This window comes from Geobacillus sp. B4113_201601, from assembly GCF_001587475.1.
Lineage (GTDB): Bacteria > Bacillota > Bacilli > Bacillales > Anoxybacillaceae > Geobacillus > Geobacillus icigianus.
Window position 1 is genome coordinate 294,342 of the sequence record NZ_LQYX01000121.1, and the last position, 12,622, is coordinate 306,963.

At 54.8% G+C, this 12,622-nt stretch carries 9 protein-coding genes; 8 read left to right on the forward strand and 1 reads right to left on the reverse strand.

The genetic code is table 11. The annotated features are described in order from the left end of the window. Positions 1 to 215: 215 nt before the first annotated feature. The gene (locus B4113_RS17935; RefSeq protein ID WP_033023181.1) at positions 216 to 1,736 is read right to left on the reverse strand and encodes a BCCT family transporter; all 1,521 of its coding nucleotides are present in this window, start codon (positions 1,734 to 1,736) and stop codon (positions 216 to 218) included. Between the two features lie 193 nt (positions 1,737 to 1,929). On the opposite strand from B4113_RS17935, the gene B4113_RS17940 reads away from it, so the two are divergent. From B4113_RS17940 to B4113_RS17975, 8 genes are all read left to right on the forward strand, one after another. Continuing rightward, entirely contained in the window at positions 1,930 to 3,279 is a 1,350-nt protein-coding gene (locus B4113_RS17940; RefSeq protein ID WP_061912724.1) for an MDR family MFS transporter, read from the forward strand. Between the two features lie 329 nt (positions 3,280 to 3,608). Continuing rightward, complete coding sequence (locus tag B4113_RS17945) at positions 3,609 to 5,306, forward strand: methyl-accepting chemotaxis protein (protein WP_033844861.1); 1,698 nt, start codon at positions 3,609 to 3,611, stop codon at positions 5,304 to 5,306. Positions 5,307 to 5,745: 439 nt separating this feature from the next. Then, the gene (gene miaA / locus B4113_RS17950) at positions 5,746 to 6,690 is read left to right on the forward strand and encodes a tRNA (adenosine(37)-N6)-dimethylallyltransferase MiaA (RefSeq protein WP_033843558.1); all 945 of its coding nucleotides are present in this window, start codon (positions 5,746 to 5,748) and stop codon (positions 6,688 to 6,690) included. Between the two features lie 36 nt (positions 6,691 to 6,726). Continuing rightward, positions 6,727 to 6,954, forward strand: a complete 228-nt coding sequence (gene hfq / locus B4113_RS17955; protein ID WP_033023186.1) for an RNA chaperone Hfq — start codon at positions 6,727 to 6,729, stop codon at positions 6,952 to 6,954. Positions 6,955 to 7,653: 699 nt separating this feature from the next. Beyond that, positions 7,654 to 8,586: a stage V sporulation protein K gene (gene spoVK / locus B4113_RS17960; RefSeq protein WP_033023188.1), complete on the forward strand. Its 933-nt coding sequence runs from the start codon at positions 7,654 to 7,656 to the stop codon at positions 8,584 to 8,586. A gap of 201 nt (positions 8,587 to 8,787) precedes the next feature. Further along, on the forward strand, positions 8,788 to 10,362 hold the full coding sequence (locus B4113_RS17965; protein WP_061912725.1) for a fatty acid--CoA ligase: 1,575 nt from the start codon (positions 8,788 to 8,790) through the stop codon (positions 10,360 to 10,362). Between the two features lie 24 nt (positions 10,363 to 10,386). Next, positions 10,387 to 11,532, forward strand: a complete 1,146-nt coding sequence (locus B4113_RS17970; RefSeq protein WP_033843562.1) for an acyl-CoA dehydrogenase family protein — start codon at positions 10,387 to 10,389, stop codon at positions 11,530 to 11,532. Positions 11,533 to 11,547: 15 nt separating this feature from the next. Next, positions 11,548 to 12,621, forward strand: coding sequence for a CaiB/BaiF CoA-transferase family protein (locus tag B4113_RS17975; RefSeq protein ID WP_033843563.1), 1,074 nt, complete (start codon positions 11,548 to 11,550; stop codon positions 12,619 to 12,621). Position 12,622 lies beyond the last annotated feature (1 nt).

The following is a 12,622-nucleotide window of genomic DNA, read 5'->3' on the forward strand; positions in this document are numbered from 1 at the left end:
TAAATCACCGGCCTCCTAAACATATCACCGAAGGCGGTGGAAGGCTGCTCGCATAAAGCGCTTTGTGGCTTTGGCGGGCGGCCTTTTCTTATGCTTTCGGTCTATGACCTTTGCTGTCGCTGTCTATTAGGAGGACGGTGTGAATGATAGCGTTTGACAATCATTAGGTCTATAAATAAGAAAAGGTGTCCTTAAAAGCGGGACACCGTTAGTCATTATTCGATAGGTTTTTGCGTTTTTCGCGCCGTTTCTTGCTGGAAGGAACGGATAAGGGCCAGAACGATCAAAATCATAATGATCGCAAATGGAAACGCGGCGATAATGGATGCTGTCTGCAGCGATTCAAGTCCGCCGACGAACAGAAGGATGGCCGCTATCGCTGATTGGACAATGCCCCAAACGAATTTGACCGAGTTTGGGGGGTTTAAGCTGCCATTGGTCGTCTGCATGCCAAGCACAAACGTTGCCGAGTCGGCCGATGTGACAAAAAACGTGCAAATGAGCAAAATGGCGATGCCCGAAAGCAATGTAGCGAGCGGGAAATGTTCGAATGTAAAAAACAAGGCAGTTTCGATCCCTTTTTCATTCATCACTTTGCCAATGCCCGCATGCTGGAACTGCTCGAGGTAAAGAGCCGAGCCGCCGAAAACAGAAAACCAAAGGGCACTGAAAATCGTTGGAACCGCCAAGACACCGATCATAAATTCACGGATCGTGCGCCCGCGGGAAATGCGAGCGATGAACGTCCCGACAAACGGCGCCCACGCGATCCACCACGCCCAATAAAAAATGGTCCACACTTTCGGCCAATCATTTTGTTCAAACGGGTTCAGCCGAAAACTCATCGACGGGAGGTTTTGTAAGTACGTCCCGATTGTTGTTGTGAACACATCCATAATAAAATTCGTCGGCCCGGCAAACAGCATGAAAACCATGAGCAGCAACGCGAGCGCGATATTTAAGTTACTCAGCCATTTTATGCCTTTGTTAAGGCCGGTTTGCGCCGAAAGCATAAATAGGGCGGTGACAACGACAATGATGAGCAGCTGGGTCGAAAAGCTGTTTGGAATGCGGGGAAACAGCTGATGCAATCCCCCGCTAATTTGAATGGCTCCCAGACCTAGCGAAGTGGCGATGCCAAACACGGTTGCGTAGACGGCCAACGTATCAATGGCTACCCCGAGGCCGCCTTCTATGCGTGTGCCAAACAGCGGGCGCAGTGTGCGGCTAACAACGCCGGCGTCTCGTTTGCGAAACTGGAAGTAAGCGAGCGCTAAGGCCAAGACGCCGTAGATTGCCCATGGATGCAACCCCCAATGGAAAAACGAGTAGCGCATCGCCAGACGGGCCGCTTCCGTTGTCGCCCCTTCCCCGGTTGGCGGCGTGTAATAGTGGGACACCGGTTCGGCCACTCCCCAAAACACTAACCCGATTCCCATTCCGGCGCTAAACAGCATGGCAAACCATGTCATATAGCTGTATTCCGGTTTTTCTTCGTCGCGGCCAAGACGAATATTTCCGTAGCGAGAAAAAATGAGAAATAAACAAAACGCTAAAAACAAGGAAGCGCTGAGCAAATAAAACCAGCTGAATTTATCGATTAGAAACGTGTGCACCGCGCTGCTGACCGCGTTTAAATTGTAGCGCGGCCATAAAGATTCCGGAATCATCCCCCAAATAGTAAACGCAATGGCAATCACAATCGAGATCGAAAAGACAATCGTTGTTTTTTTCATTTCTCTCCTCCTTACTGGTGCAATGATATGATGGGAGTCACGTTAGCGGTTTTGGGGATTTCCATTTATAGGGTAGCAAAATTCGACAACCAACACAAATGATTCAAATGTTCAATGCATATCATTTGGTGCTCTCATTTTTTATCATGTAAAATAAACTGTTCGTAGTTTACTGAAAAAGGAGGTCCTTCGCATGAACAGCCGCTTATCGGTCATGGTCAGCATCGTCTTGGCGATGCTCGTCGCGTCGATGGATACGACCATCATGAATACGACAATGCCGATCATCGCGAACGAACTCGGCGGATTTTCTTTGTACGCGTGGGCGTTCGCATCGTACATGATTACGACGACGGTCTTGTCGCCGATCGCTGGCCGCCTCTCGGACTTGTTTGGCCGCAAAAAAGTATTCAGCTTTGGCATTATGTTCTTTTTCATCGGCTCGCTTCTTTGCGGCTTGTCACAAAGCATGGTGCAGCTGGTGGTGTTCCGCGCCTTGCAAGGGGTGGGGGCCGGGTTTATGATGCCGTTTCCGGCGATTATCGCCGGCGATTTGTTTCCGGTGGAAAAGCGCGGAAAAATCCAAGCGTTTTTTACGGCCATGTGGGGCATTTCGGCCGTGCTCGCCCCGCTGCTCGGCTCGTTGTTTGTCGAGTATGCGACATGGCGCTGGATCTTTTACGTCAACATCCCGATTTGCTTGCTTTCGCTTTTGACCTTGCTTCCGTATCAAGAAGTATATGAACCGAAGCGGGCTTCGGTCGACTATATGGGCGCGGCGCTGTTTGCGGCGGCGATCAGCTTGCTTTTGCTTGTGACGGTCGTTGAACGAGGGCAATGGTGGTACGGTGCGGTCGGGGCGCTGTTGCTTGTCGCCTTTTATTATTTTGAAAAACGGCAGCCATCTCCGCTCGTGCCGCTGTCGCTTGTCCATCATCGGACGCTGAAATGGATGAACATCAACGGCTTTGTCAGCTGTGTCGCTTTGTTTGGGACGTCAAGCTACATTCCGCTGTTTTTGCAAAATGTCGCCCACTTGTCTGTGTTTATGAGCGGCGTGGCGCTGCTTGGCTCGTCGGTCGGCTGGATGATCGCTGCCGTGCCGGCGGGGAAGTGGATTTTGCGCTATGGCTATCGCTTGCTTTTGATCATCGGCAACGTGCTACTTGTCGTTTCCGGCCTTTTGCTTGCCTTGCTGAACGAAAGCCACGGGTTTTGGTACGTCTTTTTCATCATGTTTTTGCAAGGACTGTCGTTCGGCTTGACGTCGACCGTTGGGATCATCGGTTCGCAGCAGCTGGCTGACGTTCATGAAAAAGGAATTGCGACGTCGTTTTTTATGTTTTGCCGCAATATCGGCACGGCGATCGGCGTCACGGTCATGGGGGCGCTTTTGGCCCAGGCTCCGACCTTTATAACCGGCATTCACCACCTGTTTTTGTTTGGCTTCATCGGCAGCATCGTTGCTCTTGCGACGTCGTTTTTGATCCGCGATCAAGCTGAGGCGGGCGGCAACACACGGAAGCCGGAAGAGACGGCGTAGGCGGTTAAGGTGTCCTCCGCCGCGATCGACAGCCAACCCGGCCGAACGAGCCGGAATGGACAGCGTAGGCGGTTAAGCCCGGGAAAAAAGGATTACAGCCGGCGACAGCCAAAAGGGAGCGGCGGTCGCCTTCCGGTGTGCGAACGGGCAGCGCAAGCGCAACGGATAACACGGGTCGGGGTCGTTGGGACCGGACCGCGATGCACCGGCGCGCCGGTTTGGCCGCGAAAAAAAAGAGGCGGCTCTCCTGCTCGAACAGACTAAACATTGCCGGCGCGTGATCCGATAATATAGAAGGAGAGGTAGAAATTTACTCGCAGATGGGGGATATGTCAATGAAATTGACCGTTCGTAAAAAACTGTTCGCCGGCTTTGGCCTCGTTTACGTACTCATCGCACTGTTGGTCGGTTTCGCCTATTACGAAAATTCCGTACTGGACCGTACATATACGGACGTCATCGAAAAAAGGGTGCCCAAGCTAGTCAACACGAAAGAACTTGAGGTGCTTGTCCGCCGCGAGGTTGGCAGCATGCGCGGCTACTTGCTGACTGGGGATGCCACATCCAAAGAAAACTTCGAAAAAGCGCATAAAGCGTACAAACAAACGAGCGAAAAACTGGCCGCTTCGTCAACCCAAGAAGCGACAAAACAGCGGCTGGCCGAACTCGATTTGCTTGAACAGCAGTTTTATGAGCTCGGGCAAAAAACGTTTGAATTAAAGGACCAAAACAAGACTGAGCAATATACGGCGTTGATCGTGACAACCGGCCGCGATTTGACCACGCAGTTTGAACAAAAAATTGATCAATTGGCCGCGTTGCACGAGCGCGAGATGAAACAGGCGAACCGCGATGCGAGCGCATCGGCGGCGGCGGTTCTCCATCTTGTTCTTATCGTCGGCGTCTTGACAATCGCGATGGGGGCGGCTGTCAGCTACTATATCAGCCGCTCGTTGTCCCGCCCGCTGCTTGCTCTCACCGATGCGGCCAAGCGGATTGCGGCCGGTGATTTGCGCGAGGCGAACATAAGCGTGCGCAACCGCGATGAAATCGGCCAGCTGGCTGCCGCGTTCGAACAAATGGCGAACAACTTGCGTCAGGTGATTCAACAAGTGGCGCAAAATGCCGAACAAGTCGCCGCTGCTTCCGAACAGTTGGCGGCTAGCGCCGAGCAGACGAGCAAAGCGACCGAACAAATTGCCATGACCGTCCAGAGCGTCGCCTCGGGGGTCGATCAACAAATGCAAAGCGTTGAAGAAACATCGTCGGTCATTAACGCTATGTCGGAACAAATCGGGAAAGTTTCCGCCCGCGCGCAGAACGTGGTCGCCATCGCCGCCGACACGTCAAAGCGGGCGGCTGACGGTGGAGAAACGATCGATGCGGGCGTCGCGCAAATGGATACTGTGAACCGCACCGTAGAACAGCTTGCTGAGGTGGTCAAAGGGCTCGGCCATCGCTCCGAACAAATCGGTTCCATTATTGAAGCGATCCGCACCATTGCGGCGCAGACGAATTTGCTTGCCTTAAATGCGGCGATTGAAGCGGCGCGCGCCGGTGAGCATGGTCGGGGCTTTGCCGTCGTCGCCGATGAAGTGCGAAAGCTCGCGGAACAATCGGCCGCCTCGGCGCAGCAAATCGCCGAGCTGATCGCCGCGATCCAAGAAGAGACGGCTCATGCCGTGGCATCGATGGAATCGGTCGTCAATGAAGTCGCATCCGGGACGAATGTAATCCGGACTTCTGGAGAAACGTTCGCGCAAATTCGCGCTGCCGTCGACGAAGTCGCCGCGCAAATCCGCGATGTATCCACCGCGGTCGGCGAGATGGCCGCTTCTTCTGAACAAATCGTCCGCTCTGTCCGCCTAGTCGCCGATGTCGCCGAATCGACGTCCGCCAGCGCGCAAGAAGTCTCGGCGGCGACGGAGGAGCAGCTGGCATCGATGGAGGAAATTTCTGCTTCTTCCGCCGCGCTGGCGAGAATGGCCGATGATTTGCAGGCGATTGTCCGCAAATTTTCGCTTTGAGGCGGCTGACCGAAAAGGTGGTGTCCCTTTGAGATAAGGGGGGCATATCGGGCGACAGAAGCAGTCCGCACGTAGATACGGAAACGGAAGAGGGCTGATCCAAAAAGCGATCGCCCCTCAAGAAAGACATAATCTATCGTATGGCAGGGGAGCGGCGGCTGCTTCTATATAGCGATGAGAGAGGGGCTGACCCAAAAGATCGCCTTCTTTCAAGATAGTCACAACATATAGTGCGACGGAAGCAGTCAGTACGTATATATAGCGACGAAAGAGGGCGTCCCGGTCCTTTTGAGCCCCCGTTTGCTGGCAGTGAAAGCGCCATGTATAAAAGAACGGCAGGATGGTGAAAACGATAAGAAAGAAATGGTTTCATGCGTTGCCGTTTTTCAGTATAATGGTGTTTGAACAGGAGTTCTGACATGGAAAGCAGTGAAGCGCTATGGGTGGAAAAGTCGTCGTCATCGTGGGGCCGACGGCGGTCGGCAAAACCAAACTCGGCATTGCGTTGGCCAAAAAGCTGGACGGAGAAATCATCAGCGGCGATTCGATGCAAATTTATAAAGGAATGGACATCGGCACGGCGAAAGTGAAGCCGGATGAAATGGAAGGAATTCCACATCACCTCATCGATATTAAGGAGCCATGCGAACCGTTTTCCGTCGTCGAGTTTCAGCGGCTCGCCCGGACGCTCATCGCCGAGATTTCCGCGCGCGGGCGGTTACCGATCATCGTCGGCGGCACCGGATTGTACATCCAAGCGGCGATCTATGACTATCAGTTTTCTGACGCCCCGTCCGATGAAGCGTATCGCCGGACGCTGAAGCAGCTGGCGGCCGAGCAAGGACCGGAGGCGCTCCATCGGCGGCTTTCGGCCGTCGATCCGGAAAGCGCGGCGCGCATCCATCCGCACAACATTCGCCGCGTCATTCGGGCGCTTGAAGTGCATCATTGCACCGGGAAGCCGTTCAGTGCATGGCAGCGGGGCGAGCGGCGGCTGTTGTATGAGACGGCTATCATCGGTTTGACGGCGGAGCGCGACGTGCTTTACCGCCGCATTAACGAACGAGTCGATGCCATGATCGCCGCAGGGCTGATCGAAGAGGCCAAGTCCCTTTACGATCGCGGATTCCGCGATTGCCAAGCGGTGCAGGCGATCGGCTACAAAGAGCTGTACGACTACTTTGACGGCCGCGTCTCCCTCGAGGAAGCGATCGAACAATTGAAGCAACATTCGCGCCGCTACGCGAAACGGCAGCTGACGTGGTTTCGCAACCAAATGCCGGTGACGTGGTTTGACATGACCGACTTCGCTGCGTTTCCCGCCAGAACGAAGGAAATTTTTCACTACATAGCAGGAAAGCTTCAACTCGAAGCGAATATATAAACCATATCTTTAAGAGAGAAAAGAGGAGGACGTTTGATGAAAAATGTCATCAACATTCAAGATCAGTTTTTGAACCAGCTGCGCAAAGAAGGCATCCAAGTGACGGTCTTCTTGTTAAACGGCTTCCAGCTGCGCGGGTACATTAAAGGGTTTGACAACTTCACCGTGCTGCTCGAAGTGCAAGGGAAGCAGCAGCTCATCTACAAACATGCCATTTCGACGTTTGCGCCGGAGCGGAACATTCATTTCGATGCCGAGCAATAAGCTGTCGGTACATAACGCCGAACGGAAAGACGCCCCATCGAGCGGGGCGTCTTTTCTGTGAATATGCGGAACTGACACAAAGGTTTCATCTCCGTGGAGGGCGGACTGCTGCCCATGGAACTTGCCGTGAACATGCGGAACTGGCGCGCGATGTCCCCCCTCCCCGCGTGGAGGCCAAAACGTTGCCCATGGATTTTTTTCGTGAAAATGCCGAACTGATGCGGATTTTCATCCCTAAGTGGAGGGCAGATCGTGCTGCCCGTGGATTTTTTCCGTGTTTCTCGCTTCGCCGCTTCTTCGCCCCGCAACTGGCGGCAAGGAGCTTTCCACCGTAAACGAGAGCGAAGGAGGACTTCGCATGCGTAAAAGCCTTCCTTGCTGAATAAACATGTATAGACTTTCCTTGTCGCCTTCTTCCCTTTGCCCATTGCTCAGCTGTCCGGCTTCTAGGAGGCTGGTGATTTAACGGGGTATACAGCTTTCCAATGTCATTTCTCAATTAGAAAAACCTTGTTTTATCGGGCCTGCTTTTCAATCATTCTTCCATTGATGAAGGGAATCAGCGGTTTTTCACCGGCCTTCTAGGCGATTGTCACGAATGGACGGCGGCATACGTATATTAATAGCAAAAAGGTGAGGCATCAAAGACGCGGTGAAAATGGTGCGGGGGGAAGAAAACAGGAAGCGAGGTGACGCCCCTTGTCAGAATTGACGATGAATAAGGCGAAAGGGCAAATCAATATCGTGCTCAATTCCAAAACGGTCAACCATCTGATCAAGGAAGAGCCAAGCGACTGGATGGATAGCGAAGAACATCAAGCGCTTCGCAACATTCAGCGGGAGCTTGACCAGCTGATCGGCCTTGAACATGTGAAAAAGATGATCAAGGAAATTTACGCGTGGCTGTACATTAACCGGCTGCGCAAAGAGAACGGGTTAAAATCGAGCCGGCAAGCGCTCCATATGATTTTCAAAGGCAATCCCGGCACCGGCAAAACGACGGTGGCACGCTTGCTCGGCAAATTGTTTTACGAAATGAACGTCCTGTCCAAAGGGCATTTCATTGAAGCGGAGCGGGCCGATTTGGTCGGAGAGTACATCGGGCATACGGCGAACAAAACGCGCGACTTGATTAAAAAAGCGCGCGGGGGGATTTTGTTCATCGATGAAGCGTATTCGCTCGCCCGCGGCGGGGAGAAGGACTTCGGCAAAGAAGCGATTGACACGCTGGTGAAAGGAATGGAAGACTTTTGCGACGACTTGGTCGTGATTTTGGCCGGCTATCCGAAAGAAATGGACTATTTTTTGTCGCTAAATCCGGGCTTGCCGTCGCGCTTTCCGTTGACGATCGAGTTTCCCGATTACACGGTCGAGGAGCTCGTGCAAATCGCCAAGCAAATGCTGCGCGAGCGCGAATATGAAATGACGCCGGAAGCGGAGCGGAAACTATACATTCATCTCGAAGGGACGCTGGAAGCGACCGGCCGCCTCAAGTTCAGCAACGGCCGCTACATCCGCAACTTGATCGAAAAAGCGATCCGCAAACAGGCGGTCCGCCTCCTTCATGAAGGACGCTATGATAAAAAAGAGCTGATGACGATCCGCGATCGCGACCTTGTCATTCAGGCGTAATCTGTCCAGCCGATGCGCTCGTTCTTGGCAAGGACAAGAAACGGGCGCATTTTTTTGCTTTGGAAAAGAGGAATGCTTGAAAAAAAGGCGAATACATAAACAACAAAAGGCTGTTTGTTAAGATAAATAGTCTGAATTATCTGTATTATAAAAACAGCGCCGTTGATTGGCGCAAATCGAACAGAAAAGGAGAGATGCCGCTTGTATATGACGATTGGCGAGATGTTTTCTCAGACCGTGCGAAAGTTTCCAAACCGGGAAGCGGTCGTCGAGGTGGCGACCGGCCGCCGCTATACGTACGCCGAATGGGAGCGGGACGTGAACCGGTGGGCGAATGCGTTTCAGGAAGCCGGCGTGCGCAAGGGAGACCGCGTTTCTACAGTTCTGTACAACACGCTTGAACTCGCCACCGCCCTGTTTGCTTGCGCCAAAATCGGCGCCGTGTTCAATCCGATCAACTTTCGGCTGAAAGCGGAAGAAATCGCTTATATTTTGACCGATGCGGAGCCGAAACTCGTGCTGTTGGAACGGGCGGTTGAGCCGCAGCTCGCCGCGATTCACCACCGGTTTCCGCACGTGTCGTTTTGGTCGATCGACCATGATCCGCCGCCGTTTGCCAAAAGCGCTCATGAACAGGCGGCCCGGGCTTCGGTGGCAGCGCCGCGCGTGCCTGTGGAAGAGAGCGATCTGTACGCCATTATGTATACAAGCGGCACGACCGGGCGTCCAAAAGGGGTGATGCATCGGCACCGCGACATGATCGAGCAAAGCGTCCTTTGCTATGGCGTCATGCGCATCCGCGAGACGGATCGCGGGCTGGCGGCGGCGGCGCTCTTCCATTGCGCCGAACTGCATTGCTGCTTGCTGCCGCGCGTGCATGCAGGAGCGGCGAGCGTCATTTTGCACCATTTTGATGCCAAGCTCGTTCTCGAGACGATCGAACGTGAGCGGATTACGCTCCTGTTTGGCGCCCCGACGATGTGGAACATGATTTTGCAGGAAAATGTAGGCGATTACGACTTATCATCGCTTCGCCTCGGTCTATACGGCGCCGCTCCGATGGCTCCGGCGCTGGTGAGGCAATGCCAAGAGCGGCTCGGCATTGAGCTGATTCAAGCGTACGGGATGACGGAAATGGGGCCGGCGGTGACGTTTTTGTTGGAAGATGAGCAGCTCAAGAAACCGGGTTCCGCCGGGCGCGCCTGCCTCAACCATGACATCCGCGTCGTCCGCGCGCGGGAGGACGGGCCGTCCGACCCAGACGATGTGCTGCCGCCGTATGAAGTCGGCGAAATTGTGATGCGCGGACCGTGCATGATGGTCGGCTACTACAAGCGCGAGGAAGCGACGGAACAAGCGCTGTACAAAGGCTGGTATCATTCCGGCGATCTCGGCTACGTTGATGAAGACGGCTACTTGTATGTCGCCGACCGGGTCGATGACATGGTGATCAGCGGCGGAGAAAACGTCTATCCGCGCGAAGTCGAGGACGTGTTGTATGAGCATCCGAAAGTGCTTGATGTCGCCGTGCTCGGCGAGCCGGATGAGCTGTGGGGCGAAAAAGTCGTCGCCTTCATCGTCAAAAAAGAGGACAGCTTGACCGCCGAGGAGCTCGAGCAGTTTTGCCAAACGAGCGATCGCCTTGCCCCGTACAAGCGGCCGCGCGCCTATTATTTCATCGACGCCCTGCCGCGCAATGCGAGCGGGAAAATCCAAAAGTTTTTGCTGCGTGAACAGCTGAAAAAACAGGCGGCGGGCGGAACGGAGAAAAAGTGACCGAACAGAAGAGAGGGATGAACGGTGGCAGCTCGCTATTTGCGCGAGGAGCACCAGATTTTCCGCGATGCATTCCGCAAGTTTTTAGAGAAAGAAGCGTATCCGTACTACGACGAATGGGAGCGGCGCGGCATCATCCCGCGCTCGTTTTGGGCGAAAATGGGGGAAAACGGCTTTCTTTGCCCATGGGTCGATGAGAAGTACGGGGGATTGAACGCCGATTTTGCCTACTCGGTTGTCATCAATGAGGAGCTGGAAAAAGTCGGTTCCAGCCTTGTCGGCATCGGCTTGCATAACGATATTGTGACGCCGTACATCGCCTCGTACGGAACGGAGGAACAAAAGCAAAAATGGCTGCCGAAATGCGTCAGCGGTGAGCTCATTACCGCCATCGCCATGACCGAGCCGGGGGCCGGGTCGGATTTGGCCAACATTTCGACAACGGCGGTGAAAGACGGCGACGCCTACATCGTCAACGGGCAAAAAACGTTTATCACCAACGGCATTCATGCCGACTTGGTCATCGTCGCCTGCAAAACCGACCCGCACGCGAAACCGCCGCACCGCGGCATCAGCTTGCTCGTCGTGGAGCGGGATACGCCGGGGTTTACGCGCGGGCGGAAGCTTGAGAAAGTCGGGCTGCACGCCCAAGATACGGCCGAGCTGTTTTTCCAAGATGCGAAAGTGCCGGCGTCCAACTTGCTCGGTGAAGAAGGAAAAGGCTTCTATTACTTAATGGAAAAACTCCAGCAGGAGCGGCTTGTTGTCGCCATCGCCGCGCAGACGGCGGCGGAAGTGATGGTTTCCTTGACGAAGCAATATGTCAAACAACGTACGGCGTTCGGCAAACGGGTGAGCGAGTTTCAAACCGTCCAGTTCCGCCTCGCCGAAATGGCGACCGAGATCGCCCTCGGACGCACGTTTGTCGACCGCGTCATTGAAGAGCATATGGCAGGAAAACGGATCGTCACCGAAGTGTCGATGGCGAAATGGTGGATTACCGAGATGGCCAAACGCGTCGCCGCCGAAGCCATGCAGCTGCACGGCGGCTATGGCTATATGGAAGAATACGAGATCGCCCGGCGCTATCGCGACATTCCAGTGAGCGCCATCTACGCCGGGACGAACGAGATGATGAAAACGATCATCGCTCGCGAGCTAGATTTGTAGAAAGAGGGAATGGCCATGTTGAACGGCATCGTTGTGCTTGATTTTTCCCAGTACTTGCCGGGTCCGTTTGCGAGCTGGCGCCTCGCCCAGCTCGGAGCCGAAGTCATCAAAATCGAGCCCCCCTCCGGCGACCGTCTGCGCCCGTTCGCCGGGGGACGGCTGTTTGCCGCCTATAACGCCGGCAAAAAAAGCGTCGCCTTGGACTTAAAGACGGACGAGGGACGCGAGCAAGCGCGGCGGCTCGCTGCCCGCGTCGATGTGGTGATCGAGAGCTTCCGCCCCGGAGTGATGGCTAGGCTTGGGCTCGGGTATGACGATGTGCGCCGCGACAACGAAGGGATCATTTACTGCTCGATCAGCGGCTTTGGCCAGCGGAGCGGCCGCTCCTTGCTCGGCAGCCATGATTTGAACTATATGGCGCTCTCCGGTGTATTGGCGCAGCTCGCCGATGCACGCGGCCGTCCGGTTCATCCGAACGTGACGCTGGCCGATTTTATCGGCGGCATGGCGGCGGCGGAGCGCGTTTTGGCGGCGCTGTTCGCCCGCGAGCGGACCGGCCGAGGCGCCTATTTGGACGTCTCGCTGGTTGACGGCTTGGCGGCGATGATGGCGGGCCATTTTGCCATGGAACACGGCGGCGGGCCGAAACATGGCCTTGCCGAACTGGCCGGGGAGGTGGTGTGCTACCAGCTGTATGAGACGAAAGACGGCCGTTATATGAGCGTAGCGGCGCTTGAACCGCACTTTTGGCGCCAGTTTTGCGAAGCGATCGGCCATCCGGAATGGATCGGAGCGCAGTGGGCGCCGGCGCGGCCGGGAGAGGCGGTGTATGACGGACTTGTCGCTTTGTTTCGCGAAAAAACGTTTTCTGAATGGAGCGCCTTCGCGGAAAGGGTCGACGCTTGCCTTGCTCCGGTGCTTGAAGCAGATGAAGCGAAGCGGCTGTTTGCCGACGACCAAGTTCGCCGCCTTGTCGCGATGCAGCCGGATGGCGTGTGGACGGCTGCGCATGGGCCGGATGGCCGGTGGGACGTCGAAGCGCCGCCTAAAGTCAATGAACATGCTGATTTATTGAAGAGGGAGGAATAAC